This is a genomic window from Pseudomonas grandcourensis, assembly GCF_039909015.1.
GTDB lineage: Bacteria > Pseudomonadota > Gammaproteobacteria > Pseudomonadales > Pseudomonadaceae > Aquipseudomonas > Aquipseudomonas grandcourensis.
Map to the genome: position 1 here is coordinate 1,874,685 of NZ_CP150919.1, position 25,361 is coordinate 1,900,045.

Below are 25,361 nucleotides of genomic sequence, written 5' to 3' on the forward strand. Positions count from 1 at the left end.
TGTGCGTTCCGGTTTTCTTGTATCGGTGAGTCTTTTGGGTGAATCGTTACCGTAGCAGTAGTGGTGTTTTGATATCACATTTTCGTCTTACGCAAATTTTCAACAGTCCGATACCGTCTAAAGAGCCTGCTGCCTGAAGCAGCGTTTTTGGAAGGAACCAGATGTATGAGCATCAGAAGTCTCAATATTGCGCCACGCGCGAGTCTCGGTTTTGGCCTGTTGGCGTTGATGGTTTTTGGCCTGGGGGCGTTCGCCCTGCTGCAAATGTCGAATATGCGGGCGCAGTCCGATCAGGTCGATGACAACTGGCTGCCCAGCGTGATGGCGGTCGGTGATATGAGTCAGGACATGTTGCGGTTGCGGGCATTGACCATGCGTTTGCTGATCAATCGCGATCCACAGGCACAGACGCAGAACGTCAGCAAAATCAACGATCTCAAAAATGTTCTCGACCAGGCCCAGCAGCGCTATGACAAGTTGATTGTGCTGCCTGAAGAGCGGGTGTTGTTCGATCGCTTCAAGGCGGCCGAGAGCAAATACCTGCAGTTTCAGAGTCAGGTGATGGCCCAGGCTACCCAGGGACAGGTGGAAGAGGCGGCGGCCATTCTCAATGGCGAGATGAATCCGCTGGCCGATGAGATCACGGTCACCCTCAGGGAGTTGGTCGAACTCAGCAGGCACAACGCCAATCTGGCGACTGAGGCGGGGCGCCTGGTGTTCAACCAGTCACGGATCTGGGTCGGGGTGATGATCGGTGTGACTGCGCTGATCACCATTGGCCTGGCACTGTTGCTGACGCGCAGCATCGTGTTGCCGCTGTCACAGTCGTTGAAAGTGGCCGAGGTGGTCGCCGGTGGGGACCTCACCGCAAGCATCAGCATTACCGGCAAGGACGAACCCGCGCGGTTGCTGCACGCGCTCAAGAGCATGCAGCAGAGTTTGCGTGAAACCATTCAACGTATCTCCGATTCATCCCGTCAATTGGCCTCGGCTTCGGAGGAGCTCAGTTGCGTCACGGAAGACGCCACCCGTGGCCTGCATCAGCAGAGCCTGGAGATTGAGCAGGCCGCCACGGCGGTCAACCAGATGACTGCCGCCGTGGAAGAAGTGGCGAGCAATGCGGCCGCAACGTCGCAAGCTTCCCGCGAGTCCGACCGCATTGCCCAGCACGGGCGAGAACAGGTGCACCAGACGGTGCTGTCGATCGAGTCGCTGGCTGAAGATGTCACCACCAACGTCGCTCAGGTCGAAGACCTGGCGCAGAAGGTGTATGGCATCACAACCGTGTTGGACGTGATTCGCGCGATTGCCGAGCAGACCAATCTGCTGGCCTTGAATGCGGCCATCGAAGCCGCGCGGGCCGGGGACGCCGGGCGCGGGTTTGCGGTAGTGGCCGATGAGGTGCGGGCCCTGGCGCATCGTACCCAGCAATCGACCCGGGAAATCGAACAGATGATTACCGGTATCCAGCAGGGCACTGACCTGGCTGTCAGCTCGATGCAGCAAAGCAACACCCGGGCGCGCTCGACACTGGAAGCGGCGAAAGCGGCGGGCGTTGCCCTGGAGGATATCGCTTCGGCATTCACCGTGATCAATGAGCGCAACATCGTGATTGCCAGCGCCTCGGAGGAGCAGGCGGCGGTGGCGCGGGAGGTGGATCGCAACTTGATGAATATCCGTGACCTGGCGCAACAGAGCTCGGCCGGGGCGAACCAGACCAGCGCGGCGAGTCAGGAGTTGTCGCGCCTGGCGGTGGATCTGAATACCTTGGTGGCGCGGTTTTCGGTCTGAATGACAGGCGAAAAAAAGCCCCGCGACTGCGAGGCTTTTTCGTATCGATCCGGATCAGCTGCCTTTGACTGGCTTGCCGTTGACCGTACCGTCCAGGAGCATGATGTTGTATTCCTTGCCGTCGGTTTCGACTTGTTGCAGGCGGACCAGCAGGTAATCCCAATCCTTGGCGAACCACATCACGGTGATGCGTTTGTTTTGTGTCGGGTCGCGTACACGTTCAACCTTGATCGCATCGATCTTGCCGGCCTTGGTGTCGACCTTTTCAGCGCCCAGCACGCGGAAGTCATAGGTATCGACTTCACTGCCGTCGACCACCTGATAACTCATGCTTTTTTTGCCGGCGGCGACGTCGTGCTGCAGGGCCAGTTGGTAGCTGGATTTGTCGAGCATGCCGCGGTTCAGCGGAACCTTCACCGCGTCGCCGCGATCGGTACCGGTGACCATTTTGGTATTCCAGTCGAAATCCAGATCCGATTTCTTGGCCTTGCCCAAGCCGCCACGTTCAAAGTGGTACGACTCTGGAAGAAGCATGTCCTTGTCCAGGGTCAGTGTGCTTTCCTCGGACAGGCTGGCGATCATCATCGATGCCTTGAAACTCAGTTTCCATTTGCCATCGCTGGTTTTTTCGAGGCTGCGCTCGGCAGTGCCGCTCATGGGCAACTGCTTCCAGTCGGCGGTGTAGCTGGCGGAGAAAGGTTGAAGTTCTGCCGCCTGGGCGAAGGGCAAGGCGAGCAGAGCGCAAGCGAAGAGCAGGGCGCGACGCATAAAATCTCCTAGTTTCGAATCAAGTGGCCGCTGGCCGCGAGTAACTGTCCATCCAGTAAAGCACCTTGCTCGCCGAGGGCCAGACGACCTTCGGCAAACCAGCGTACGGCCATCGGGTAGATCAGGTGTTCCTGAACATGGACCCGCTGCGCCAGACTCTGCGGCGAATCCTGTAACTCTACCGGTATTACAGCCTGTACGACCAGTGGTCCGCCATCGAGTTCCTCGGTGACGAAGTGCACGGAGCAGCCGTGCTCGGTGTCGCCAGCCTCCAGCGCACGCTCATGAGTGTGTAACCCTTTGTATTTGGGTAGCAGCGAGGGATGGATATTGAGCAGGCGACCCTGATAGTGGCGTACGAAACCGGCGCTGAGAATGCGCATGAATCCGGCCAGTACCACGAGTTTGGGATTGAAGGCGTCGATCAGTTCGATCAGCGCGGCATCGAAGGCCTCGCGACCTTCGAAAGCCTTGTGATCCAGGGCGCGGGTATCGATACCCGCGTCTCTGGCGCGTTGCAGGCCGTAGGCATCGGCACGGTTGGAAATCACCGCAGCGATGCGGACCGGGCTGTCGCCGGTCCGCGTGCTGTCGATCAAGGCCTGCAAGTTACTGCCGGTGCCGGACAACAGCACCACGACATCACAGGTCTTAGGCATCAGTGAGCCTTGAGGTTCTTCAGTTCAACCTGGGCCGCGCCTTCGGCAGCGGTGGAGATCTGGCCGATGACCCAAGGCTGCTCGCCCGCTTCGCGCAGAACGTTCAGGGCCGTTTCAACGTGCTCTTGAGCGACGCAGATGACCATGCCCACGCCGCAGTTCAGCACGCGGTGCATTTCGTTCTCGTCAACGTTGCCTTTTTCTTGCAGCCAGTCGAACACTGCAGGGCGATTCCAGCTTGCCACGTCAACCACGGCTTGAGCGCCTTTTGGCAGAACGCGCGGGATGTTGTCCAGCAGGCCGCCACCGGTGATGTGGGCCATGGCTTTGACCGCGCCGGTTTCCTTGATCAGCTTGAGCAGCGGCTTCACGTAGATACGGGTCGGGGCCATCAGCAGATCGGCCAGCGGCTTGCCGTCGAGCTGGGTGTTCTCGATATCGGCGCCGGACACTTCGATGATCTTGCGGATCAGCGAGTAGCCATTGGAGTGCGGGCCGGAGGACGGCAGGGCGAGCAGGGCATCGCCGGCAGCGACCTTGGAGCCGTCGATGATTTCGGATTTTTCCACGACGCCGACGCAGAAACCGGCCAGGTCGTAGTCTTCGCCTTCGTACATACCCGGCATTTCAGCGGTTTCGCCGCCAACCAGCGAGCAACCCGACAGTTCGCAGCCGGCGCCGATGCCGGTCACAACCTGGGCAGCGGTGTCGACGTTCAGTTTGCCGGTGGCATAGTAGTCGAGGAAGAACAGCGGCTCGGCGCCGCACACCACCAGGTCGTTGACGCACATGGCAACCAGGTCGATGCCGATGCTGTCGTGCTTGTTCAGGTTCAGGGCCAGGCGCAGCTTGGTGCCGACGCCGTCGGTACCGGAAACCAGCACGGGCTGCTTGTAGCCGGCCGGGATTTCGCAGAGGGCGCCGAAACCGCCCAGGCCGCCCATGACTTCCGGGCGCGCAGTGCGCTTGGCGACGCTCTTGATGCGTTCGACCAATGCTTCACCGGCGTCGATGTCTACACCGGCGTCCTTGTAGCTCAGGGAGGGTTGCTTGCTCATGATCCAGGCCTTTAGGGGGGGGATTTCTGGGTAACGACCGAGTCCGTCGGGAGCGCCGAAACTGCGTAGGCGAGAACCATGCGCGCTATTCGGACACTACCCGGCTGTTGCCGGTCTGCGAAGGCGCGCGATTTTATCAGGCTTGAGCCGCAGCGGCCATCCTCAGGCCGACAGCAGGGCCATTTCCGGTCAAAAAAAACCGTTAATGCGCGGTGTCAGTGGCATCCTGCATGGCTGTATAAGGTATCGCGATTAACCGTCTATCGTTATGACAGTGCGAAAACTTACCCGGGACGTGTGAATGTTTTGCGTCGGGCAACGGTCACAGTCTTGCTCGATCGTCTTCATGCGGTCTGTTCCAGCCGCTCTTGTCGTCAGGAATCTTCCATGCGTTTTTGTAAATTCTTGCTTGTGAGTTGTTTGTCAGTGGTCAGCCTGGTCAGTCACGCCGAAACCGTCAAAGGCCTTTATCAGGTTCGCGAGCCGGTGAATGGCCAGTCGCCCGAGGAGCGCGACCAAGCGACTCAGCGTGCGTTGGACACGCTTGTATTGCGCCTGACCGGCGACCCCAAGGCCGCTCAAAGTCCGGGGCTGGCGGCGATTCGCAAAGACCCGCAACAGATCATCAGCCAATACGGCTTTGAGGCCGGGCCGCCGGAAGTCCTGAAGGTCGATTTCGATCCGGGTACCACCGAGCAGGCCTTGCGCCGCGCCGGTCTGGCCATGTGGGGCGCCAATCGGCCGTCGATCCTCGGCTGGTGGTTGAATGATTCCACCGAGGGTTCAAGCCTGGTGGGCGACGGCCAGGCCAGCGCGGCGCCACTGCGTCGGGCTGCCCAGCACCGTGGCTTGCCATTGCGCTTGCCATTGGCGGATTTGAATGAGCAGATCGTCGCGACCGCGCCGAATCTGGAGGGCGCAGATCCCGCGCCTTTACATGCGGCGTCGGAGCGCTACAACGCCGACGCCCTGCTCGCGGTACACGCCAAGGAAGAGGGCGGGCAGTGGCAAGCCAAGTGGCAATTGTGGCTGGGGGATAAAAAAGAGGCCGGCAGTGTGCAGGGCGCCGATCAGGCCGCCGTGGCCGACGCGGTGATGCTGGCGGTCAACGAGCGCCTTGCGCCACGGTTTGTTGCCAAACCCGGTGCTTCGAGCGAGCAGTTGCTGGAAGTGCAGGGCATGAATCTTGAACACTACGCGTCGCTCGGGCGTTTGCTGGAGCCATTTGGCGGGCGCGTACAAAGTGTCGAGGGCGACCGGATTCTCTATCGGGTCAATGGCAGCGTCGATCAGCTGCGTGCACAACTGTCGCTGGCGAGGCTGCAGGAAGCGCCGGCGGGGCAAGCCCCGGCACCGGTAGCGCCCGTTCAGCCAGCCACCGGCAGCCCGGTGCCCGTCGCCGCGCCGGCCCCAACCCCGCAACTGCGTTATCGCTGGTAGTTTTTCTTTCTTTATATAGAAGCAATGGAGTGGTTCATGGCCGATTCGCGGCGTTGGTTCTGGCTCGGTGGGGTGGTCCTGCTGTGTGTGTTTGTCTGGTTGTTGCATCCGATCCTGACGCCGTTCCTGGTGGCGCTGCTGTTGGCCTACCTGTTCGACCCGCTGGTGGATCGGCTGGAGAAGGCAGGCCTGTCCCGAACCTGGGGTGTCGTGGCGGTGTTTACCCTGTTTACATTGATCTTCACCGCGCTGCTGTTGGTGTTGGTGCCGTTGCTCGCCAGGCAGTTGTTTCGTTTGTATGAGCTGGCCCCGCAGATGCTCGACTGGCTGCAGCACACGGCATTGCCGTGGGCACAATCGAAGTTCGGCCTGTCGGAAGGTTTCTGGAAGTTCGACAAGCTCAAGGCCGCCATCAGCGAGCATATGAGTCAGACCACTGATGTGGTCGGCGTGGTGTTGAGCCATGCCACGGCCTCGGGGCTGGCGTTGATCGGCTGGCTGGCAAATCTGGTGCTGATTCCCGTGGTGAGCTTCTACCTGTTGCGCGATTGGGATCTGATGATGGCCAAGCTCCGCAGCCTGCTGCCCCGTGATCGTGAAGCGCGAGCGGTGTCGCTGGCGGGTGAATGCCATGAAGTGCTCGGCGCCTTCGTGCGCGGACAGTTGCTGGTGATGGTGGCCTTGGGTGTGATCTACGCAGCCGGCCTGATGCTGGTCGGGTTGGAACTGGGCCTGTTGATTGGCCTGATTGCCGGCCTGGCGGCGATTGTGCCGTACATGGGGTTTATCATCGGCATTGGCGCGGCGCTCATTGCGGGGTTGTTCCAGTTCGGCGGTGATCTTTATCCGATGCTCGGCATTGTCGCGGTGTTCATGGTCGGTCAGGCGCTGGAGGGTATGGTGCTGACCCCCATGCTGGTCGGTGACCGGATTGGCCTGCACCCGGTGGCGGTGATTTTCTCGATCCTGGCCGGTGGTGAGCTGTTTGGCTTTACCGGTGTTCTGCTGGCGTTGCCGGTCGCTGCGGTGATCATGGTGCTGGTGCGCCATGTGCATGATTTGTATAAGGATTCTGAAATTTACGGAAGAAGCGACGAGCCGCAGGTGTAAGGGCTGTCGATAGGCGATTGTGGGCTGCCCGGGTTCGTACCGGATCAGCCTGCTGGCGTCGCCCGACTGTCACATGCACCGCCAAAGAATCTGTCACAAAACCGATGCATTAACGCAAACCTTTGATTTTGCTTGTGGTCTGTCGCATTGTGCGGTCCGCCTCACGGGTATAAACTTCGCAAACTTTACACAGAGGCCACTAACGGTTCCTTTTGGAACTGTTCAGTCAGCATGAAACCGATTCAGCTGCCCCTAGGTGTGCGTCTGCGTGACGACGCCACCTTTATCAACTACTACCCAGGCGCCAATGCCGCTGCACTCGGCTATGTCGAGCGGCTGTGCGAAGCCGACGCCGGCTGGACCGAAAGCCTGATCTACCTTTGGGGTAAAGACGGGGTAGGGCGTACGCACCTGTTGCAGGCCGCCTGCCTGCGCTTCGAGCAAATGGGGGAGCCTGCGGTGTACCTGCCGTTGGCGGAGCTGCTTGATCGCGGCATTGAAATCCTCGACAACCTCGAACAGTACGAACTGGTCTGCCTGGATGATTTGCAAGTGGTTGCCGGGCGAGCGGACTGGGAAGAGGCGCTGTTCCATCTGTTCAATCGCTTGCGTGACAGCGGTCGACGTTTGCTGATTGCCGCATCGACATCCCCGCGTGAGCTGCCTGTGAAGCTGGCGGATCTCAAATCCCGCCTGACCCTGGCCTTGATCTTCCAGATGCGCCCGCTGTCCGATGAGGACAAATTGCGTGCCCTGCAATTGCGCGCATCCCGTCGCGGCCTGCATCTGACCGATGAAGTCGGGCATTTCATTCTGACTCGCGGTACCCGCAGCATGAGCGCACTTTTCGAGCTGCTCGAGCGTCTCGACCAGGCCTCCCTCCAGGCTCAGCGCAAGCTGACAATCCCGTTTTTGAAAGAAACCCTCGGCTGGTAAACCCGCTGAAACCGGGGCTTTTAGCCGGCTCGGCATCTTTCAGGCGCCAGAAATCCCGCTTTCCTGCCAGGTTGCAGGCCGCGCGTATGTTTAAAATGGGCTTAAGCGCTTAGATGTAAACGAGAAACGGATAAGTCACAAAAAGATCGATTGAATTTGCAAATGAGGTTGATAGCGGGCATAGTCTCGGCTTCTTTACAACTATCAGCCACGGTCGTGCCCATGCTAAATCGCTTCGCACCCCTCGTGCCTCTCGCACTCGTTACCCTGTTGTTCGGTTGCGCCGCCCACACTCCGGTGGCCCAACAAGCTCCGCAACAGCAGGTTCAACACTCGGCCACTGCCCAGTCTTCCGCTCTCTTTCAGGAAGAGCTGGCCACCGAAAAAGAACTCGCAGATTTCGCTGGCGGCAAGTCCTACCAGCTTCCGGTCCTGGCCGACAGCATCCTCGAACGTGGCATGTCCCTGATCGGTACCCGTTACCGTTTCGGCGGTACTTCTGAAGCCGGCTTCGATTGCAGTGGTTTCATCGGTTACCTGTTCCGCGAAGAAGCAGGCATGAACCTGCCACGCTCCACCCGCGAAATGATCAACGTGGACGCTCCGCTGGTCTCGCGCAGCAAACTTGAGCCGGGTGACCTGCTGTTCTTCGCCACCAATGGTCGTCGTGGTCGCGTCAGTCACGCCGGGATCTACCTGGGTGACAACCAGTTCATCCACTCCAGCAGCCGCCGCAGCGGTGGTGTACGCATCGATAGCCTGGGTGACAGCTACTGGAGCAAGACCTTCATCGAAGCCAAGCGCGCCCTGGCAATGGCACCTAACGCGTCGCCAATCGTCACTGCACGTAAATAAGCGGACATTTTGTAAGGCGAACTTAAAGTCTTACTTGAAGTTTGTCGCGTAGCCGCTAGAATCTTGATCTACAAATGATGGCAAACCGCCTGCGTCCAACGCAGGCGGTTTTCTTTTCTGCGCTCCCCGCAGAAAAAGCCGCAGCCAGATCAGGATGTTCTGCTTATGACGATGTCGGCCCGCCTCGCAATCATGTTCTTCGCAGCGCTGCTCAGTGCCTGCGCCAGCCGCACACCGCCTCCTGCGCCGGTGGTTCGCGCTCCCATCGTATTTGGTTCCTCACAAGCGTTTTCGCCCGAAGCGGAAGACGTGCTGTTTCGCGCGCTCGGACTGGTGGGCACGCCTTATCGCTGGGGTGGCAACACACCGGATTCCGGGTTTGATTGCAGCGGCCTGATCGCCTACGTGTACCGTGATGTTGCCGGCATTGCCTTGCCGCGCACCACTCGCGAGATGATCTCCATGCAAGCGGCGAATGTGGGCAAGGAAGGCCTGCAGACCGGCGACCTGCTTTTCTTCGCCACCAATGGCGGCTCCCAGGTCAGTCATGCCGGCATCTACGTGGGAGAAGGACGCTTCGTCCACGCGCCGGCCACCGGTGGCACTGTGAAGCTCGACAGCCTGTCCAAGGCGTATTGGCAAAAGGCTTACCTGAGCGCCAAGCGTGTTCTGCAGCCTGAACATCTGGCGCGCAATCCGTAACGTTCGGAGCTGGTGACCATGACTGCTCGCACGCTTAATCTCGACGACGACCTGTACCAATACCTGCTCGATGTTTCCCTGCGCGAAACGCCTCTGCTCAAGCGCTTGCGCGATGAGACCCAGGCGCTGCCCATGGCGCGTTGGCAGGTGGCGCCTGAGCAGGGGCAGTTTCTTGCTTTGCTGGTGAAACTGACGGGGGCCAGGCGCTTGCTCGAAGTCGGCACCTTTACCGGTTACAGCGCACTGTGCATGGCGGCGGCATTGCCCGCTGACGGTTCGCTGATTTGCTGTGACATTCCCGGTGACTACAACGCCACCGCACGGTGCTACTGGCAAGAGGCGGGGCTCGCCGGGCGGATTGACCTGCGACTGGCCCCGGCGCTGGAAACCCTCGCCGAGCTTGAGCGACAAGGGCAGGGCGGGCAGTACGACCTGGTGTTCATCGATGCCGACAAGGCCAACTACCCGGCTTATCTGGAGCACGCCCTGCAATTGCTGCGGGTCGGTGGGCTGGCGGTGTTCGATAACACACTGTGGAGCGGGCGCGTGCTCGAGGCCAGCCCCGAGAGCGCGGACACCCGGGCGATCCAGGCACTCAACCGGGCGTTGAAGGATGATGCGCGGGTGGATCTGTCGTTGTTGCCGATCGGTGATGGTTTAACTCTGTGCCGCAAAAGGTAAGCGCTGACACCGATCCAATGTGGGAGCGAGCTTGCTCGCGATGGCGGTGGGTCAGGCAACATCAAAGTTGAATGTGCAGGCCTCATCGCGAGCAAGCTCGCTCCCACAGGTGGCTTGGCAGCCATTATTTAGCAGCCGAAACCCGCCACACCTTGTTCCCCACATCATCGGCCACCAGCAGGTCACCCTGCCGATCGATCACCACGCCCACCGGGCGGCCCATTGCCTGTTCCTTGTCGTTGAGAAAACCTGTGAGCACTTCAACGGGCTTTCCGACAGGTTTGCCGGCGCTGAACGGCACGAAAATCACTTTGTAGCCGCTGTGGGGGTTGCGGTTCCATGAGCCGTGCTGCCCGATGAATGCCCCTTGGGTGAAGGGCGGCGGCAACTTGCTGTTTTCGGCGAAGGCCAGGCCCAGTGATGCCGTGTGCGGGCCGACGGCGTAGTCCGGGGCGATAGCCTTGGCCACCAGGTCCGGGTTTTGCGGCTCGACGCGAATATCGACGTGCTGACCGTAGTAACTGTACGGCCAGCCATAGAATGCGCCGTCCTTCACCGAGGTGATGTAGTCCGGAACCAGGTCGCTGCCGATTTCATCCCGTTCGTTGACCGCAGTCCACAGAACGCCACTGTGCGGTTCCCACGCCATGCCGTTGGGGTTGCGCAGGCCGGAGGCAAAAATCCGCTGCCGACCCGTGGCACGATCCACTTCCCAGATAGCCGCGCGACCTTCTTCCTTGTCCATGCCGTTTTCGGCGACGTTGCTGTTGGAACCCACGGTGACGTACAGCTTGCTGCCGTCCTTGCTGGCGATGACGTTTTTGGTCCAGTGATGGTTCAGCGGGCCGCCCGGCAGGTCGACAACCTTGACCGGCGGCGACTTGATCTGCGTATCGCCACTTTCATAGTGAAAGCGCAGCAGGCGATCAGTGTCGGCCACATACAGGTCATTGCCGACCAGGGTCATGCCGAAGGGCGAGTTGAGATTTTGCAGAAACACCGTGCGGGTTTCCGCGACGCCATCGTGGTCCTTGTCGCGCAGCAAGGTGATGCGGTTGGCGCTGGGCACCCTGGCCCCGGCGCGGCCCATGACTTTTTTCATGACCCAGCCGCGAATGCCTTTGCCGTCTTCGGGTTTGGGTGGTGCGTTGGTTTCCGCCACCAGCACATCGCCATTGGGCAGCACATAAAGCCAGCGGGGGTGATCCAGGTCTTCGGCAAAAGCGGCCACTTGAGTGCCCGTGGCGGCGACGGGTTTCGCACCCTGTGGCCAGCCGATGGCCGGGGCGATGTTCACCGTCGGAACCAGTGTCTTGTTGGGTTCCGGTAGTTGAGGTGACGGGCCGGTACCGTCGGAGACTTGCAGCCGGGAGGTCTCGCCACAAGCGGCGAGCCCTCCGCAGAGCGCGATAACGAGAACGAGCGGGGACGTGCGCATGCTGGTCTTCCCTATGAATGCCTTGTTCTATTCATAGAGGAGGGGTGTCGTGCGATGGTTCAACTCTCAGCCGCGTGCTTCCTTGAACAGCACCGCAATGCCGGGGTGATAGTTGCCGGCTTCGTTGCGCAACTTGCGGTAGGCATAAGGGAAATACCAGGCGACAGCGCAGGTGTGTTCCTTTTGCAGGTCGTCGACCATGTCCTGGAGTTCTTCCGGCGTTGCGCCTTGCTGGGCTTTTTGCGGGGCGACGAACAGGCAGCCGAGTTTCAGGTCGCTGGCGTGGCTCACGCGCTTTGCATCGCTGGCGATGTCGAGCAGGGCCTGGGTCAGATTGAGGCTGTTGACCCGTGGCCAACGCTGGCTGGTCTGGATGTAGGCGCGGGTTTCGGGCGAGGCCAGGAGCAGGTCGGCGCGGCTGTTGCGTTCGCCTTCTTCGGTCTGCTTGCGGGTGGGCGTCTGCTGCAGCGTGACCATCTCGGCCATCCAGGCCGCGGCAGACAGCAGTCCGAGATTGGCCTTTTCGTCATGCCAGTACGGTGTGTCGCCATCACCGCGGACGGCGTTGTAACGGTCGATGCATTCGAACCAGTGCTCGAGCACCGGGCGCAGGAATTCCAGCTTTGGATTGCTGATGATCATGCCTTGCATGGGCTCACCCTTGTTATTGTGTTGTGAGATTGTGGCTCTTTGATATCACTGCTGAGAGCGTGGCACAAGATTGACGTCAGTTTATTGATGGATGGCAGTTATTCGCTCGATGGCCTCCCGGCTTTAATTGACGCTCCACCCCCAACCCTCTAACCTTCGCGGCTTGTTTCAGGTGCTCTGTGGCTTGGGTCGACAGAGTGAAACAGGGAAGCCGGTGAGTGAGTCCTTCTGTTGGTCGAAGGCCCGCAATTCCGGCGCTGCCCCCGCAACGGTAAATGAGTGAAAACTGTGTGTGATGCCACTGTGTCGATTCGATGCGGGAAGGCGCACAGTCCGGCCCCGCGCCACTCATGAGCCCGGAGACCGGCCTGATTCATCCAGCGGCATCACGGTGGGCGATGCCAGGCTTTTTGCCTTCTATTCTTGTGCCTGCCCGCCGTTATTCCTGCCTCAACGGAGAGCTCCCCCATGACTGATACCCCCGATCGTGACGAACGCCACCTGGCGCGCATGCAGCGCAAAAAAGCCGTGATCGACGAGCGCATCGCCAATTCCCCGAACGAGTGTGGCCTGCTGCTGGTGCTGACCGGCAATGGCAAGGGCAAGAGCAGTTCGGCCTTCGGCATGCTTGCCCGCGCCATGGGGCACGGCATGCAATGCGGCGTGGTGCAGTTCATCAAGGGCCGCAACAGCACGGGCGAAGAGTTGTTCTTCCGGCGCTTTCCCGAGCAGGTGCGCTTTCACGTGATGGGCGAAGGTTTTACCTGGGAAACCCAGGACCGTCAGCGCGACATCGCCGCCGCCGAAGCTGCCTGGGCGGTGTCGCAGCAACTGCTGCGCGATCCGTCCATCGGTCTGGTGGTGCTGGATGAGCTGAACATCGCCCTCAAGCACGGCTACCTCGATCTCGATCAGGTGCTCAGCGACTTGCAGGCCCGGCCGCCGATGCAACACGTGGTGGTCACCGGTCGTGCCGCCAAGCCGGAAATGATCGAGATGGCTGACACCGTCACCGAAATGGGCGTGATCAAACACGCCTTTCAAGCCGGGATCAAAGCGCAGAAAGGCGTCGAATTGTGAGTCAGCCTCGACACTGTCCGGCGGTTCTGATTGCCGCGCCGGCTTCCGGCCAGGGCAAGACCACCGTCACCGCGGCGCTGGCCCGATTGCATCGCAATCAGGGGCGCAAGGTCCGTGTGTTCAAGTGCGGTCCCGACTTTCTCGATCCGATGATCCTCGAGCGCGCCAGCGGTGCGCCGGTGTATCAGCTGGACATGTGGATGGTCGGCGAGCAGGAGAGTCGCCGGTTGCTGTGGGAGGCTGCCGCTGAAGCGGACCTGATCCTGATTGAAGGCGTCATGGGGCTGTTCGACGGTACGCCGTCGAGCGCCGATCTGGCGCGGCATTTCGGTGTGCCGGTGCTGGGTGTGATCGATGGCACCGCCATGGCCCAGACCTTCGGCGCACTGGCCCTGGGGCTGGCGCGTTATCAGCCGGACTTGCCGTTCGCCGGGGTATTGGCCAATCGTGTCGGCACGCTGCGCCACGCGCAACTGCTTGAAGGCAGCCTGACTGAAGGTTTGCGCTGGTACGGCGCGCTGTCCCGGGAAACCGGGATCGAATTGCCGAGCCGGCACCTGGGGCTGGTGCAGGCCAGTGAGTTGAACGATCTCGACCTGCGCCTTGATGCGGCCGCTGATGCCCTGGCCAGCAGTTGCGAGGTTGCGCTGCCGCCGGCGGTCGAGTTTGCCACCCCTGATGTGATCGTGGCCGAGCCGCTGCTGGCCGGTGTGCGCATTGCCGTCGCCCGGGATGAAGCCTTTGCGTTCACCTACGGTGCGAGCCTGGATCTGCTGCGGGCGATGGGCGCCGAGTTGTCGTTCTTCTCGCCGATCCGCGACAGTGGGTTGCCGGAGGCGGACAGCCTGTATCTGCCGGGTGGTTACCCGGAGCTGCACCATGTTGCGCTGGCGCAAAACACCGCGATGCTCGACGCGATCCGCGCCCACCACCGCGCAGGCAAACCCTTGCTCGCCGAGTGTGGCGGCATGCTGTATCTGCTCGATTCCCTGACCGATGTCGAGGGCACTCGCGCCGAACTGGTTGGCTTGCTGGCCGGTGATGCGGTGATGCAAAAGCGTCTGGCAGCGCTGGCGTTGCAAGCGGTGGACCTGCCGGAAGGTTCGCTGCGCGGGCACACCTATCACCATTCGCTGACCACCACTGAACTGGCGCCAATTGCCCGTGGCTTGAGCCCTAACGGCGGGCGCGGAGCGGAGGCGGTCTACCGTGAGGGGCGGATGACGGCCTCTTATGTGCACTTTTATTTTCCGTCGAACCCCACGGCGATTGCCGCGCTGTTTGCGCCAGACCTTGAGACCGTCATCGCTTCCATAATGGATCACCTGACTCCTGTGGGCGCGAGCCTGCTCGCGAAGCGGCCATGACCGACAACGCATTTTCCGAAGCCGAACGCGCAGCGGTCTATCGCGCCATCGCCGAACGCCGCGACATGCGCCACTTCAGTGGTGGCACCGTCGAGCCCGAATTGCTCCAGCGCCTGCTCGAGGCCGCACACCAGGCACCCAGTGTCGGCCTGATGCAGCCCTGGCGCTTCATTCGCATCAGCGATCGCGCCTTGCGCGGGCAAATCCAGGCCCTGGTGGAAGAAGAACGCATCCGCACCGCCGAAGCCCTCGGTGAGCGCAGCGATGAGTTCATGAAGCTCAAGGTCGAAGGCATCAACGATTGCGCCGAGGTACTGGTCGCCGCGCTGATGGACGACCGCGAGCAGCATATCTTCGGTCGCCGCACCTTGCCGGAAATGGACATGGCCTCGCTGTCCTGCGCGATCCAGAACCTGTGGCTGGCGTCCCGCGCGGAAGGGTTGGGCATGGGCTGGGTTTCGCTGTTCGAGCCGCAAGCCTTGGCCGATTTGCTGGGGTTGCCTCCTGGCGCCAAACCACTCGCGGTGCTGTGCATGGGGCCTGTCAAAGAGTTCTACCCGGCACCGATGCTGGTGCTCGAAGGCTGGGCGCAGGCGCGTCCGCTACATGAATTGCTGTATGAAAATTATTGGGGAGTGAATCGATGAGTGTGGCGTTGTTGAGTGTCGCCGCGGTTGCGCTGGATGCGCTGCTGGGTGAACCCAAGCGCTGGCATCCGCTGGTGGCGTTCGGCCGTTTTGCCGAGCGCATCGAGCAACGTTTCAACGGCGGCGGTCGTGGCTGGCGCAGCCATGGCGTCACCGCGTGGGTGATTGCCGTGTTGCCGCTGACATTGTTGGCCACGGCATTTTCCTGGGCGCCTTATGTCGGCTGGATCGTCGAGATTCTCGCGCTCTATTGCGCCCTCGGCATGCGCAGCCTCGGTGAGCACGTCGAGCCTGTGGCCAAGGCCCTGCGCGGCGGTGATCTTGATGAAGCACGCAAGCGTGTGAGTTATCTGGTCAGCCGTAAAACCAGTGATCTGGATGAAACCGAAGTCGCCCGTGCCGCTACCGAGTCGGTGCTGGAGAACGGTAGCGACGCGGTGTTCGCCGCATTGTTCTGGTTTGCCGTGGCGGGCGCGCCGGGCGTGGTGCTCTACCGCCTGAGCAATACGCTGGATGCGATGTGGGGTTATCGCAATGAGCGTTTCGAACGGTTCGGCTGGGCGGCGGCGAAGGTCGACGACGTGCTCAATTACATTCCTGCGCGCCTGGTGGCACTGACTTACGCGCTGTTGGGCAAAACCCGACTGGCGTTGAAATGCTGGCGCACCCAAGGCCCGACCTGGGACAGCCCGAACGCCGGCCCGGTGATGGCGGCAGGGGCGGGCGCCCTTGGCGTCGAATTGGGTGGGGCGGCGATTTATCACGGCGAACTGCATCAGCGTCCGCAGTTGGGCGAAGGCGTGGCGGCGGATGCCGACTCCATAGACCGGGGCTGGCAATTGGTCCAGCGCGGGGTATGGTTATGGCTGCTGATTCTCTGCCTGGGGGCCGAATTTTATGCTTGAGCACGGTGGGCGACTGCGCAAGGCAGCGCTCGAATACGGCATAGATGAAGCCGACTGGCTGGACCTGTCCACGGGCCTTGCGCCCTGGCCGTTCCCGGTGCCGGATATTCCGCTGCGGGCCTGGGCTCGTTTGCCGGAGGCGGACGACGGTCTGGAGCAGGCCGCCTGCGATTACTACGGCACCTTGCAGGCATTGCCGGTGGCCGGCTCGCAAATGGCGATTCAACTGCTGCCGCGCTTGCGTCGGGCGGGCAAGGTCGGCGTGCTGTCGCCGTGTTACGCCGAGCACGCCGAAGCGTGGCGTCGCAACGGCTACATCGTGCGTGAAGTGCTGGAGCAGGAAGTCGACTTCTTTATCGACAGTTTCGACGTGCTGGTGGTGGTCAATCCGAACAACCCCACGGGCCTGAGCCTCACCCCCAGTCGGCTGCTCGACTGGCATACGCGGCTGGCCCAGCGCGGTGGCTGGCTGGTGGTGGACGAAGCGTTCATGGATAACACGCCGCAACTGAGCCTGGCGCCTTTTGCCCATCAAGTCGGGCTGATCGTCTTGCGCTCCTTCGGCAAGTTTTTCGGCCTGGCCGGTGTGCGCCTCGGGTTTGTGCTGGCCGAGCGCAAGTTGCTCAAGTTGCTCGCTGAACAAGTGGGGCCCTGGGCCGTGAGCGGGGCAACCCGGGTAGTGGGCCAGGCCTGTCTGCGCGATACGCAAGGGCAGACGCGGCAACGGGAGCGCACCGAAGCAGCCAGCGAGCGCCTTGCGTCGTTGCTGGAACAACACGGCTTCGAGCCTCAGGGCGGTTGTGCGCTGTTCCAGTGGCTGATCACCGAGCGCGCCGAAGCACTGCATGGGTTCATGGCCCGGCGCGGCATTCTCCTGCGGTTGTTCACGCACAACAGCAGCCTGCGATTCGGCTTGCCCGGTGACGAAATCGCCTGGGTACGACTGGCGCAGGCGTTCGAAGATTTCGCCAAGGAAAACCAATGACCACGCTGATGGTGCAGGGCACCACCTCGGATGCCGGTAAAAGCACGCTGGTGACCGCGCTGTGCCGTTGGGCCACACGCCAGGGCGTCAGGGTGGTGCCGTTCAAGCCGCAGAACATGGCCCTCAACAGTGCGGTGACCGCCGACGGTGGCGAGATTGGCCGTGCCCAGGCGGTACAGGCCCAGGCCGCGAACCTTGAGCCGCACACCGACATGAACCCGGTGTTGCTCAAGCCCAACAGTGACACCGGTGCCCAGGTGATCATCCATGGCCGCGCCGTCACGACCATGAACGCCGTCGCCTATCACGACTACAAAACCATCGCCATGCAAGCGGTGCTGGCCTCCCACGAGCGCTTGAGCGCGGCGTATCCGCTGGTGATGGTCGAGGGCGCTGGCTCGCCGGCGGAAATCAATCTGCGGGCCGGCGACATCGCCAACATGGGCTTCGCCGAAGCGGTGGATTGCCCGGTGCTGCTGATCGCCGATATCAATCGTGGTGGGGTTTTTGCGCACCTGGTAGGCACCCTCGAACTGCTGTCGCCGAGCGAACAGGCGCGGGTCAAAGGTTTCGTCATCAATCGCTTTCGTGGCGACATCGCGTTGCTGCAACCCGGTCTCGACTGGCTCGAAGAGCGCACCGGCAAACCGGTGATCGGCGTGCTGCCGTACGTGATGGACCTGCACCTTGAAGCCGAGGACGGCATCGATCAACGCCAGACCGACAAAGCCGAACAGGTGCTGAAGGTGGTGGTGCCAGTGCTGCCGCGCATCAGCAATCACACCGATTTCGATCCGCTGCGCCTGCATCCGCAAGTGGACCTGCAATTCGTCAGCCCCGGCCAGGTGATTCCGCCCGCCGACCTGATCATTCTTCCTGGCTCGAAAAGTGTGCGCAGCGACCTCGCGTACCTGCGAGCCAACGGCTGGGAGGCTGCCATCGCCCGGCATCTGCGTTACGGCGGGAAACTGCTGGGGATCTGTGGCGGCCTGCAGATGCTCGGTGAGCAGGTGCATGATCCGTTGGGCCTCGAAGGTGCGCCGGGTTCCAGTGCCGGTTTGGGGCTGCTGGCGTTCCAGACCCGGCTCGAACAAGAGAAGCAGTTGCGCAACGTGCGTGGCCGCCTGGCGCTGGAAGATGCGCCAGTGGCGGGTTATGAAATTCATGCCGGCGTGACCACAGGGCCGGCCCTGGAAAACGCCGCCGTGCAACTGGATGATGGCCGCTGTGATGGTGCGCAAAGTGCTGACGGGCAGATTTTCGGCACCTATTTGCACGGACTGTTCGAATCGCCGGCGGCGTGCAGTGCACTGCTGCGCTGGGCGGGTTTGCAGGAGGTGCAGGACGTGGATTATCACGGCTTGCGCGAGCGTGATATCGAGCGGTTGGCGGATCTGGTGGAGAAGCATCTGGATACTTCTCTGCTGCGTCAGCTCTGTGGGTTCTGAGGCGGTTCTAACTCCGCTATCGCGAGCAGGGCTCGCTCCCACAGTTGACTGCGTTTCCATGTGGGAGCGAGCCTGCTCGCGATGACTTAAGTTGCCTCACCGAAGATTTTAGGGAAACAACCATGCTCCAACTGATCCTCGGCGGCGCCCGCTCCGGCAAGAGCCGTCTGGCTGAAAAGCTCGCCATCGACAGCGCCCTGGCCGTGACCTACATCGCCACCAGCCAGCCACTGGATGGCGAAATGAGCGAGCGGGTGGCCCATCACCGCGCCCGTCGTCCTGCCGAATGGGCATTGATCGAAGAACCGCTGGAGCTGGCCCGTGTGCTGCGCGAATCCGCCCGTGCCGATCGTTGCCTGCTGGTGGATTGCCTGACCCTGTGGTTGACCAATCTGCTGATGCTCGACGATGCCGAGCGCTTGCACGCCGAGCGTGATGCCTTACTGGACTGCCTGGCGTCGCTGCCGGGTGAAATCATTTTTGTCAGCAACGAGACCGGAATGGGTGTCGTGCCGCTGGGCGAATTGACTCGCCGCTATGTCGATGAAGCCGGTTGGCTGCATCAAGCTCTGGCCGAGCGTTGTCAGCGTGTCGTCCTGACCGTCGCCGGCCTGCCCCTGACTCTGAAAGGAACTGCGTTATGACTCAATCCTGGTGGCTGAACCCGTGCAAGCCGGTCGATACCCAAGCGGTCGAACAGGCCCTGGCGCGGCAACAGCAACTGACCAAACCGGCCGGCTCCCTCGGCCAGTTGGAAGCGCTGGCGGTGCAACTGGCGGGTTTGCAGGGGCGGGTCAAGCCGAGTCTGGAGCAGGTATGGATCGCGATTTTTGCCGGCGACCATGGTGTCGTCGCCGAGGGCGTGTCGGCGTTTCCCCAGGAAGTGACCGGGCAGATGCTGCTCAACTTCGTCAGCGGTGGAGCCGCGATCAGCGTATTGGCGCGGCAGCTGGGCGCTTCCCTTGAGGTGGTTGACCTTGGCACGGTCACGCCGTCGCTGAGCCTGCCGGGCGTGCGTCACCTGAACATCGGTCCGGGCACGGCAAACTTTGTACAGGGACCGGCCATGACTGAAGCCCAGGGGCAACTCGCCCTGCAGGCCGGTCGTGACAGCGTGCAGCGGGCAATTGCCAGCGGTGCGCAGTTGTTTATCGGTGGCGAAATGGGCATCGGCAACACCACCGCCGCCAGTGCCCTGGCGTGTGCTTTGCTGGATTGCCCAGTGGTGCATTTGACCGGACCTGGCACCGGGCTCAATGCCGAAGGTGTCAGCCACAAGGCCCAAGTGATCGAGCGCGCCCTGGCATTGCATGGTGCGCAGCGTGGCGATGCCTTGCAGACCCTGTTCAACCTCGGCGGTTTCGAGATCGCCGCGCTGGTCGGTGCCTATCTCGCCTGTGCCCAGGAAGGTGTCGCGGTGTTGGTGGATGGCTTCATTTGCAGCGTCGCGGCGCTGGTTGCGGTGCGCTTGAATCCAGAGTGTCGTCAGTGGCTGTTGTTCGGTCATCGCGGCGCCGAGCCGGGGCATCGTCATGTGCTGGAAACCCTGAATGCGCAACCCTTGCTCGATCTCGGCCTGCGTCTGGGTGAAGGCAGTGGCGCGGCGTTGGCTGTGCCGCTGCTGCGCCTGGCTTGCGACCTGCACGGGCAGATGGCGACCTTCGCCGAAGCCGCCGTGGCAGATCGCCCGGCATGACCTTGCGCGTGGATCTGTTGCGTCACGGTGAAACCGAACTCGGCGGCGGCTTGCGCGGCAGTATCGATGATGCGTTGACCGATTTTGGCTGGGCGCAGATGCGCGCCGCCGTGGTCGGGCAAGGGCCGTGGGATCGGCTGGTCAGTTCGCCGTTGCAGCGTTGTGCACGGTTTGCCGAGGAACTCGGAGCGCAACTGGGAGTGCCGGTGCAACTGGACAAAAACCTGCAAGAGTTGCATTTCGGCGCCTGGGAAGGGCAGAGCGCGGCGGCCTTGATGGAGACCGACGCGCAGGCCCTGGGCTTGTTCTGGGCCGATCCTTATTCGTTCACGCCGCCTCAGGGTGAGCCGGTTGCGGAGTTTTCGGTACGGGTGCTGGCAGCGCTGGAGCGTTTGCAGGCGACCTTTGCCGGTGAGCGCATTCTGCTGATCAGCCATGGCGGTGTGATGCGTCTGTTGCTGGCACAAGCGCGCGGGCTGCCGCGGGAGCAACTGCTCAACGTTGAGGTCGGGCATGGCGCGCTGTTTTCGCTGACGGTGGAGCCTGCGGGCTTGTTGAAGGAAATGCTCTGACCATGCTGCCATTCTGGATCGCCCTGCAATTTCTCAGCAGCCTGCCGATTCGCCTGCCCGGTATGCCTGAGCCCCGGGAACTGGGGCGGTCGCTGCTGTTTTATCCGCTGGTGGGATTGCTCTTTGGCGCGATTCTGTGGGCAGTCAACTGGCTGTTGCTGGGCACGCCGACCTTGCTGCACGCGGCGCTGTTGCTGAGCCTTTGGGTGCTGCTCAGCGGCGGGCTGCATCTGGATGGCCTGGCGGACAGCGCCGATGCCTGGCTCGGTGGTTTTGGCGACCGCGAGCGTACGCTGACCATCATGAAAGATCCGCGCAGCGGGCCGATCGCCGTGGTGACGCTGGTGCTAGTGTTGCTGCTCAAGTTCACCGCGCTGCTGGCGCTGATCGAACAGCCGCACTCGCTGGCATTGATCATCGTGCCGTTGATCGGTCGCAGCGCATTGCTCGGCTTGTTCCTGACCACGCCGTACGTGCGTGCCGGTGGCCTGGGTCAGGCATTGGCCGATCATCTTCCGCGTTCGGCGGGCAAGCAGGTGCTGGCGGTCAGCGCGCTGGCTTGTGTGCTGATTGCCGGTTTGAGTGGTGTGGTGGCGGTGGTGTTGGCGGCACTGGGGTTTGTCTGGCTGCGCCAGGTGATGTTGCGGCGCCTGGGCGGCACGACGGGGGACACGGCGGGTGCGATGCTGGAGCTGCTGGAAGTTGCAGTGTTGGTAGGTTTGGCGCTGTTTTAACTGTTATTCCGGTTCTGTAACTTGATTTAACCGACTCGCGGGTATATACACGCACCATGCTCGATTCCCAATGTTTATGCATCAACCTGCGTCGCGCCGCCCGTGGCGTCAGCAGGCACTACGACGGCGCTCTCGACGGCTTCGGGATCAACGTTGCGCAGTATTCTTTGCTGTGCAATCTGCAGCGTCTTGATCAGCCGAGCATCTCGATCCTGGCCGAGGCCATGGGCCTGGATCGCAGCACCCTGGGGCGCAATTTGCGGGTGCTGGAGGGTGATGGCCTGGTGACGCTGGTCGAGGGCGAGGACATGCGCAACCGCATCGTCCTGCTGACCGAGGCCGGGGCAGAGCGCCTCAAGGCTGCCTTGCCGGCCTGGGAAGCCGCGCAGCAACGCTTGATCGATCGCCTGGGCGCCGAGAAGCGCGAAACCTTATTGAAGCTGCTGGACGAACTGGCGTGATGCCGGTTTTTCCGATCATAAGCGGGTATATACCCGCTACCGGAGAACAACAATGACATCGATGTGGCGTACTTGCGGCTGGGTTCTTTTGGGGAGTGCGCTGATCCTTGCGCTGTCGCTGGGCGTTCGCCATGGCTTCGGGTTGTTTCTGGCGCCGATGAGCGCCGAGTTCGGCTGGGGCCGTGAAGTCTTTGCCTTCGCCATCGCCCTGCAGAACCTGATCTGGGGCCTCGCTCAGCCATTCACCGGCGCCTTGGCCGACCGCTTCGGCGCGGCGAAAGTGGTGCTGATCGGTGGCGTCCTGTATGCGGCCGGGCTGATCTGCATGGGGCTCTCCGACTCGGCGATGACCCTGTCCCTGAGTGCCGGCCTGCTGATCGGCATAGGACTGTCCGGTACATCGTTCTCGGTGATCCTGGGGGTGGTCGGGCGCGCGGTGCCGCCGGAAAAACGTAGCATGGGCATGGGGATCGCCAGTGCGGCCGGTTCGTTCGGCCAGTTCGCGATGCTGCCCGGCACGCTCGGTTTGATCGGATGGCTTGGCTGGTCCGGGGCGCTGCTGGCGCTGGGCATGCTGGTGGCGTTGATCGTGCCGCTGGTGAGCATGCTCAAGGACAAGCCGCTGCCCGTCCTGGGCCACGAACAGACCCTTGGCGAAGCGCTGCGCGAAGCCTGCTCCCATTCCGGATTCTGGCTGCTGGCGTTCGGCTTTTTCGTGTGCGGATTCCAGGTGGTGTTCATCGGCGTGCACCTGCCGGCCTATCTGGTGGATCAACACCTTCCGGCGACGGTTGGCACCACGGTGCTGGCGCTGATTGGCCTGTTCAACATTTTCGGCACCTATACCGCTGGATGGCTCGGCGGGCGCATGTCCAAGCCGCGTTTGCTCACCGGTCTGTACTTGCTGCGGGCGGTGGTCATTGCGTTGTTCCTGTGGGCGCCGGTGACGACCACCACAGCCTACCTGTTCGGCATGGCCATGGGCTTCCTGTGGCTGTCGACGGTGCCGTTGACCAACGGCACGGTGGCGACCTTGTTTGGTGTACGAAACCTGTCCATGCTCGGTGGGATTGTTTTCCTGTTTCACCAGCTCGGCTCATTCCTGGGCGGCTGGTTGGGCGGGGTGGTGTATGACCGAACCGGGAGTTATGACTTGATCTGGCAAGTGGCAATTCTCTTGAGCCTGTTGGCCGCTGCCCTCAATTGGCCGGTGCGTGAGCGGCCGGTAGCGCGCCTGCAATCACAAATGAGTGCGATATGAGCAGTCTTTGGCCGCGGATCGCTGTAGCCGCCGTCTGCGCCTTATTGCTGGCGTTGTCGTGGTGGGGCTGGCATCAGGGCGGTCTGGCGCTGATGCAGTTGGGCATGGGTGCTTGCTAGCGAGCGGCGAGGGCGAGTAACGTCGCTTTTGACGAATTATCAAGGATGCACCGACATGCTGATGCGCTGGATTGCAGTCCCCGCGTTGCTGCTGACGTTTACCGGGCTGGCCTACGCGGCCGAGTGCCCGGAGCTGTTGCAAGGATCACTGCAAAAGCTGCGCGCCAAGGAATCCATCGACCTGTGCCAACGGTATGAAGGTAAGCCGCTGGTGGTGGTCAATACTGCGAGCTTCTGCGGTTTCGCCCCACAGTTCAAAAGCCTTGAGGCGCTGAACCAGCGTTACAAAGGGCAGGGGCTGGAAGTGCTGGGTGTTCCGTCCAATGACTTCAAGCAGGAGTCCAGGGACGGTGCCGAAACCGCCAAGGTTTGTTACGTCAACTATGGCGTGACGTTCACTATGACCGAGCCGCAGTCGGTACGTGGCGCCGACGCAACCCATCTGTTCAAGGTGCTGGCCGAACAGAGCAGTGCGCCGAAGTGGAATTTCTACAAATACGTGGTTGATCGCAAGGGTAAGGTGATCGCCAGTTTTTCCAGCCTGACCAAGCCCGATGATCCCGAGTTCATTGCCGCTGTGGAGCAGGCCTTGGCTTCCCAGCCTTGATCCGCATCCACTAAAAAGCCCCGCCTCCGTGAGGAGAGCGGGGCTTTTTTGATTCCGGTGGCGAGCGGTTCAGGCTCGCCGGGAATTATCAGAAGCGGTAGGTCGCACCGACACCGAAACCGTTGGCGCTGTTTTCGTACTTGGCGCTGTAGCTGTCTACCAGGTTGGAGTGATCCACCTTGACAGCTTCTTCCTTCAGGTAGGAGTAGGCGACGTCAATGGTCAGATCATCGGTGACGTTGTAGCCGGCACCAAGGCTGAAGATTGTGCGGTCACCTGTAGGAATACGAGGGGATCGGTCGGTATTGTTGGTAGGCGACTGGTCAAAGCTCAGGCCGGTGCGCAATACCCACTGCTTATTCAGCTGGTAGGAGGTACCGATGGCGTAGGCCCAGGTATCGTGCCAGTTCTGCTCTTCCGTAATGGTGCCGAACAGGGCTGGGGACAATGCACCGCCTTGTGCCGCCGTTACGCCGTCGTTGTTGACGGTGATGTCTTTCAAACGGCTCCAACGAGTCCAGGTGGAACCTGCATAAAGGGTCCACGCATCCGTCAGCTGTTGTGTCACGGAGAAGTCGACAGATTCAGGTGTTTCGATTTTCAGCGAAGCATCGTATCGATTGCTTTTCAGGAGGGCGGAAGGTGAATTTGCGCCTGCGCTGATATCGGTATGACCTTCAATCTTGTATTTCACTTTCGAGTGATAGGTCAGGCCGACACGAGTGGTGTCTGTTGCTTGTACCAGGACCCCGAAGTTGTAGCCAAGAGCGACATCATCCCCTTTGATTTTGACGTGGGTATCGCCAAAAAGAGGTACATCCGACTCCAGAGTGCCGCCAATGCGGTTGATGGTCGGGCCGAAACCAATCGATACTTTGTCGTTAAAGGCGTAGCTGACGGTAGGCTGGAAGGTGACAACCTTGACTTCACTCTTGCTGCCGAAGCCGGCACCCTGGAAGCCATTTTCATAGTCGGTAATCAGACCAAAAGGTGCGTAGACACCGAGGCCGAATGCCCAGTGATCATCAATCGGCTTGACGTAATAGCCCATCGGAACGGCTGTGAATGGCACCATGTCGCCTTTGTTGGTACCCGGGTGGGCGCCTTGGGCGTCTTTGATATCAGACGAGGCATCGATAGCCGCGATCCCGCCAGTGACTTCCTGGCGCTTGATTCGCGACATGCCGGCAGGGTTGCCAAAAACAGTGCTTGCATCATCGGCAGATGAAGAGCGTCCCGCAAAACCAGTCCCCATTCCACTGATGCTCTGTTCGTTGAGGGCAAAGCCACTCGCGAAGATCTGGGTGGATGCCAAGGCAACGGCGAGGCTAATGGTGGTTTTGAGCATGACTTTTTTCATTATTAGAACTCCTGGTGATCACCGGGGCGA

General features: G+C 61.3%; 27 protein-coding genes and 1 riboswitch. Of the genes, 21 read left to right on the forward strand and 6 right to left on the reverse strand.

The features are described from left to right. Window positions 1-165 precede the first annotated feature (165 nt). Window positions 166-1,791, forward strand: a complete 1,626-nt coding sequence (locus tag AABM52_RS08315) for a methyl-accepting chemotaxis protein (RefSeq protein ID WP_347911276.1) — start codon at window positions 166-168, stop codon at window positions 1,789-1,791. A 54-nt stretch (window positions 1,792-1,845) separates the two neighbouring features. Here the strand turns inward: AABM52_RS08315 and AABM52_RS08320 are convergent, their stop codons facing one another. The 3 genes from AABM52_RS08320 to purM are packed head-to-tail and all read right to left on the reverse strand — an operon-like array spanning window position 1,846 to window position 4,276. Next, on the reverse strand, window positions 1,846-2,559 hold the full coding sequence (locus AABM52_RS08320) for a DUF3108 domain-containing protein (RefSeq protein ID WP_347911277.1): 714 nt from the start codon (window positions 2,557-2,559) through the stop codon (window positions 1,846-1,848). Window positions 2,560-2,567: 8 nt separating this feature from the next. Continuing rightward, window positions 2,568-3,218 (reverse strand): phosphoribosylglycinamide formyltransferase, encoded by a 651-nt coding sequence (gene purN / locus AABM52_RS08325; RefSeq protein WP_102671757.1) that lies wholly within the window; start codon window positions 3,216-3,218, stop codon window positions 2,568-2,570. Further along, the gene (gene purM / locus AABM52_RS08330) at window positions 3,218-4,276 is read right to left on the reverse strand and encodes a phosphoribosylformylglycinamidine cyclo-ligase (protein WP_347911278.1); all 1,059 of its coding nucleotides are present in this window, start codon (window positions 4,274-4,276) and stop codon (window positions 3,218-3,220) included. Before purM ends, purN begins: the two co-directional genes overlap by 1 nt. Window positions 4,277-4,663: 387 nt before the next feature. Here purM and AABM52_RS08335 point away from each other — a divergent pair, with 387 nt between their 5' ends. The 6 genes from AABM52_RS08335 (at window position 4,664) to AABM52_RS08360 (ending at window position 10,000) form a co-directional block, all read left to right on the forward strand. Then, window positions 4,664-5,716 (forward strand): DUF2066 domain-containing protein, encoded by a 1,053-nt coding sequence (locus AABM52_RS08335; protein WP_347911279.1) that lies wholly within the window; start codon window positions 4,664-4,666, stop codon window positions 5,714-5,716. Window positions 5,717-5,752: 36 nt separating this feature from the next. Continuing rightward, window positions 5,753-6,826, forward strand: a complete 1,074-nt coding sequence (locus AABM52_RS08340; protein WP_347911280.1) for an AI-2E family transporter — start codon at window positions 5,753-5,755, stop codon at window positions 6,824-6,826. Between the two features lie 231 nt (window positions 6,827-7,057). Beyond that, window positions 7,058-7,762, forward strand: coding sequence for a DnaA regulatory inactivator Hda (gene hda, locus AABM52_RS08345; protein WP_046037635.1), 705 nt, complete (start codon window positions 7,058-7,060; stop codon window positions 7,760-7,762). 222 nt (window positions 7,763-7,984) lie between these two features. Beyond that, on the forward strand, window positions 7,985-8,617 hold the full coding sequence (locus AABM52_RS08350; RefSeq protein ID WP_056721709.1) for a C40 family peptidase: 633 nt from the start codon (window positions 7,985-7,987) through the stop codon (window positions 8,615-8,617). Between the two features lie 165 nt (window positions 8,618-8,782). Further along, window positions 8,783-9,319: a C40 family peptidase gene (locus tag AABM52_RS08355; RefSeq protein WP_347911281.1), complete on the forward strand. Its 537-nt coding sequence runs from the start codon at window positions 8,783-8,785 to the stop codon at window positions 9,317-9,319. A gap of 18 nt (window positions 9,320-9,337) precedes the next feature. Continuing rightward, complete coding sequence (locus AABM52_RS08360; protein ID WP_347911282.1) at window positions 9,338-10,000, forward strand: class I SAM-dependent methyltransferase; 663 nt, start codon at window positions 9,338-9,340, stop codon at window positions 9,998-10,000. A gap of 124 nt (window positions 10,001-10,124) precedes the next feature. On the opposite strand, the gene AABM52_RS08365 is transcribed toward AABM52_RS08360, so the two are convergent. Both AABM52_RS08365 and AABM52_RS08370 read right to left on the reverse strand, forming a co-directional pair. Then, a complete protein-coding gene (locus AABM52_RS08365; protein WP_347911283.1) occupies window positions 10,125-11,438 on the reverse strand; it encodes a sorbosone dehydrogenase family protein in 1,314 nt (437 codons plus the stop codon). A gap of 66 nt (window positions 11,439-11,504) precedes the next feature. Continuing rightward, window positions 11,505-12,089: a hypothetical protein gene (locus tag AABM52_RS08370; RefSeq protein WP_347911285.1), complete on the reverse strand. Its 585-nt coding sequence runs from the start codon at window positions 12,087-12,089 to the stop codon at window positions 11,505-11,507. 153 nt (window positions 12,090-12,242) lie between these two features. Next, window positions 12,243-12,476, forward strand: a riboswitch (cobalamin riboswitch). Window positions 12,477-12,557: 81 nt separating this feature from the next. On the opposite strand from AABM52_RS08370, the gene cobO reads away from it, so the two are divergent. The 14 genes from cobO to AABM52_RS08440 all read left to right on the forward strand — a co-directional run bounded on the left by cobO (window position 12,558) and on the right by AABM52_RS08440 (window position 23,971). Continuing rightward, the gene (gene cobO / locus AABM52_RS08375; RefSeq protein ID WP_057715808.1) at window positions 12,558-13,169 is read left to right on the forward strand and encodes a cob(I)yrinic acid a,c-diamide adenosyltransferase; all 612 of its coding nucleotides are present in this window, start codon (window positions 12,558-12,560) and stop codon (window positions 13,167-13,169) included. After that, window positions 13,166-14,536 (forward strand): cobyrinate a,c-diamide synthase, encoded by a 1,371-nt coding sequence (locus AABM52_RS08380; RefSeq protein ID WP_347911286.1) that lies wholly within the window; start codon window positions 13,166-13,168, stop codon window positions 14,534-14,536. The genes cobO and AABM52_RS08380 overlap by 4 nt, the downstream gene beginning before the upstream one ends. Further along, entirely contained in the window at window positions 14,533-15,183 is a 651-nt protein-coding gene (gene bluB, locus AABM52_RS08385; protein ID WP_347911288.1) for a 5,6-dimethylbenzimidazole synthase, read from the forward strand. Before AABM52_RS08380 ends, bluB begins: the two co-directional genes overlap by 4 nt. Then, a complete protein-coding gene (gene cbiB, locus AABM52_RS08390; protein ID WP_347911289.1) occupies window positions 15,180-16,088 on the forward strand; it encodes an adenosylcobinamide-phosphate synthase CbiB in 909 nt (302 codons plus the stop codon). The genes bluB and cbiB overlap by 4 nt, the downstream gene beginning before the upstream one ends. Then, window positions 16,081-17,073, forward strand: coding sequence for a threonine-phosphate decarboxylase CobD (gene cobD / locus AABM52_RS08395; RefSeq protein WP_347911290.1), 993 nt, complete (start codon window positions 16,081-16,083; stop codon window positions 17,071-17,073). The genes cbiB and cobD overlap by 8 nt, the downstream gene beginning before the upstream one ends. Further along, window positions 17,070-18,521: a cobyric acid synthase gene (locus tag AABM52_RS08400; RefSeq protein WP_347911291.1), complete on the forward strand. Its 1,452-nt coding sequence runs from the start codon at window positions 17,070-17,072 to the stop codon at window positions 18,519-18,521. The genes cobD and AABM52_RS08400 overlap by 4 nt, the downstream gene beginning before the upstream one ends. A gap of 122 nt (window positions 18,522-18,643) precedes the next feature. Beyond that, a complete protein-coding gene (gene cobU, locus AABM52_RS08405; protein WP_347911292.1) occupies window positions 18,644-19,165 on the forward strand; it encodes a bifunctional adenosylcobinamide kinase/adenosylcobinamide-phosphate guanylyltransferase in 522 nt (173 codons plus the stop codon). Further along, the gene (gene cobT, locus AABM52_RS08410) at window positions 19,162-20,217 is read left to right on the forward strand and encodes a nicotinate-nucleotide--dimethylbenzimidazole phosphoribosyltransferase (RefSeq protein ID WP_347911293.1); all 1,056 of its coding nucleotides are present in this window, start codon (window positions 19,162-19,164) and stop codon (window positions 20,215-20,217) included. The genes cobU and cobT overlap by 4 nt, the downstream gene beginning before the upstream one ends. After that, window positions 20,214-20,789: an alpha-ribazole phosphatase family protein gene (gene cobC / locus AABM52_RS08415; RefSeq protein WP_347911294.1), complete on the forward strand. Its 576-nt coding sequence runs from the start codon at window positions 20,214-20,216 to the stop codon at window positions 20,787-20,789. The genes cobT and cobC overlap by 4 nt, the downstream gene beginning before the upstream one ends. Before the next feature lie 2 nt (window positions 20,790-20,791). Next, window positions 20,792-21,523, forward strand: coding sequence for an adenosylcobinamide-GDP ribazoletransferase (locus tag AABM52_RS08420; protein WP_347911296.1), 732 nt, complete (start codon window positions 20,792-20,794; stop codon window positions 21,521-21,523). Between the two features lie 56 nt (window positions 21,524-21,579). Continuing rightward, window positions 21,580-21,984, forward strand: a complete 405-nt coding sequence (locus AABM52_RS08425) for a MarR family transcriptional regulator (RefSeq protein WP_347911297.1) — start codon at window positions 21,580-21,582, stop codon at window positions 21,982-21,984. A 52-nt stretch (window positions 21,985-22,036) separates the two neighbouring features. Further along, the gene (locus AABM52_RS08430; RefSeq protein WP_347911298.1) at window positions 22,037-23,245 is read left to right on the forward strand and encodes an MFS transporter; all 1,209 of its coding nucleotides are present in this window, start codon (window positions 22,037-22,039) and stop codon (window positions 23,243-23,245) included. After that, window positions 23,242-23,364: a hypothetical protein gene (locus AABM52_RS08435; RefSeq protein WP_347911299.1), complete on the forward strand. Its 123-nt coding sequence runs from the start codon at window positions 23,242-23,244 to the stop codon at window positions 23,362-23,364. Before AABM52_RS08430 ends, AABM52_RS08435 begins: the two co-directional genes overlap by 4 nt. 55 nt (window positions 23,365-23,419) lie before the next feature. After that, window positions 23,420-23,971, forward strand: a complete 552-nt coding sequence (locus tag AABM52_RS08440; RefSeq protein WP_347911300.1) for a glutathione peroxidase — start codon at window positions 23,420-23,422, stop codon at window positions 23,969-23,971. Window positions 23,972-24,059: 88 nt separating this feature from the next. Here AABM52_RS08440 and AABM52_RS08445 read toward each other — a convergent pair whose 3' ends face one another. Beyond that, a complete protein-coding gene (locus AABM52_RS08445; RefSeq protein ID WP_347911301.1) occupies window positions 24,060-25,331 on the reverse strand; it encodes an outer membrane protein transport protein in 1,272 nt (423 codons plus the stop codon). Window positions 25,332-25,361: the final 30 nt, after the last annotated feature.

What these genes read in the sequence shown, in the direction of transcription:
- AABM52_RS08315 (WP_347911276.1), top strand. Translation starts at nt 166, where the DNA reads ATGAGCATCAGAAGTCTCAATATTGCGCCACGCGCGAGTCTCGGTTTT.
- AABM52_RS08320 (WP_347911277.1), bottom strand. Translation starts at nt 2,559, where the DNA reads ATGCGTCGCGCCCTGCTCTTCGCTTGCGCTCTGCTCGCCTTGCCCTTC.
- purN (WP_102671757.1), bottom strand. Translation starts at nt 3,218, where the DNA reads ATGCCTAAGACCTGTGATGTCGTGGTGCTGTTGTCCGGCACCGGCAGT.
- purM (WP_347911278.1), bottom strand. Translation starts at nt 4,276, where the DNA reads ATGAGCAAGCAACCCTCCCTGAGCTACAAGGACGCCGGTGTAGACATC.
- AABM52_RS08335 (WP_347911279.1), top strand. Translation starts at nt 4,664, where the DNA reads ATGCGTTTTTGTAAATTCTTGCTTGTGAGTTGTTTGTCAGTGGTCAGC.
- AABM52_RS08340 (WP_347911280.1), top strand. Translation starts at nt 5,753, where the DNA reads ATGGCCGATTCGCGGCGTTGGTTCTGGCTCGGTGGGGTGGTCCTGCTG.
- hda (WP_046037635.1), top strand. Translation starts at nt 7,058, where the DNA reads ATGAAACCGATTCAGCTGCCCCTAGGTGTGCGTCTGCGTGACGACGCC.
- AABM52_RS08350 (WP_056721709.1), top strand. Translation starts at nt 7,985, where the DNA reads ATGCTAAATCGCTTCGCACCCCTCGTGCCTCTCGCACTCGTTACCCTG.
- AABM52_RS08355 (WP_347911281.1), top strand. Translation starts at nt 8,783, where the DNA reads ATGACGATGTCGGCCCGCCTCGCAATCATGTTCTTCGCAGCGCTGCTC.
- AABM52_RS08360 (WP_347911282.1), top strand. Translation starts at nt 9,338, where the DNA reads ATGACTGCTCGCACGCTTAATCTCGACGACGACCTGTACCAATACCTG.
- AABM52_RS08365 (WP_347911283.1), bottom strand. Translation starts at nt 11,438, where the DNA reads ATGCGCACGTCCCCGCTCGTTCTCGTTATCGCGCTCTGCGGAGGGCTC.
- AABM52_RS08370 (WP_347911285.1), bottom strand. Translation starts at nt 12,089, where the DNA reads ATGCAAGGCATGATCATCAGCAATCCAAAGCTGGAATTCCTGCGCCCG.
- cobO (WP_057715808.1), top strand. Translation starts at nt 12,558, where the DNA reads ATGACTGATACCCCCGATCGTGACGAACGCCACCTGGCGCGCATGCAG.
- bluB (WP_347911288.1), top strand. Translation starts at nt 14,533, where the DNA reads ATGACCGACAACGCATTTTCCGAAGCCGAACGCGCAGCGGTCTATCGC.
- cbiB (WP_347911289.1), top strand. Translation starts at nt 15,180, where the DNA reads ATGAGTGTGGCGTTGTTGAGTGTCGCCGCGGTTGCGCTGGATGCGCTG.
- cobD (WP_347911290.1), top strand. Translation starts at nt 16,081, where the DNA reads ATGCTTGAGCACGGTGGGCGACTGCGCAAGGCAGCGCTCGAATACGGC.
- AABM52_RS08400 (WP_347911291.1), top strand. Translation starts at nt 17,070, where the DNA reads ATGACCACGCTGATGGTGCAGGGCACCACCTCGGATGCCGGTAAAAGC.
- cobU (WP_347911292.1), top strand. Translation starts at nt 18,644, where the DNA reads ATGCTCCAACTGATCCTCGGCGGCGCCCGCTCCGGCAAGAGCCGTCTG.
- cobT (WP_347911293.1), top strand. Translation starts at nt 19,162, where the DNA reads ATGACTCAATCCTGGTGGCTGAACCCGTGCAAGCCGGTCGATACCCAA.
- cobC (WP_347911294.1), top strand. Translation starts at nt 20,214, where the DNA reads ATGACCTTGCGCGTGGATCTGTTGCGTCACGGTGAAACCGAACTCGGC.
- AABM52_RS08420 (WP_347911296.1), top strand. Translation starts at nt 20,792, where the DNA reads ATGCTGCCATTCTGGATCGCCCTGCAATTTCTCAGCAGCCTGCCGATT.
- AABM52_RS08425 (WP_347911297.1), top strand. Translation starts at nt 21,580, where the DNA reads ATGCTCGATTCCCAATGTTTATGCATCAACCTGCGTCGCGCCGCCCGT.
- AABM52_RS08430 (WP_347911298.1), top strand. Translation starts at nt 22,037, where the DNA reads ATGACATCGATGTGGCGTACTTGCGGCTGGGTTCTTTTGGGGAGTGCG.
- AABM52_RS08435 (WP_347911299.1), top strand. Translation starts at nt 23,242, where the DNA reads ATGAGCAGTCTTTGGCCGCGGATCGCTGTAGCCGCCGTCTGCGCCTTA.
- AABM52_RS08440 (WP_347911300.1), top strand. Translation starts at nt 23,420, where the DNA reads ATGCTGATGCGCTGGATTGCAGTCCCCGCGTTGCTGCTGACGTTTACC.
- AABM52_RS08445 (WP_347911301.1), bottom strand. Translation starts at nt 25,331, where the DNA reads ATGAAAAAAGTCATGCTCAAAACCACCATTAGCCTCGCCGTTGCCTTG.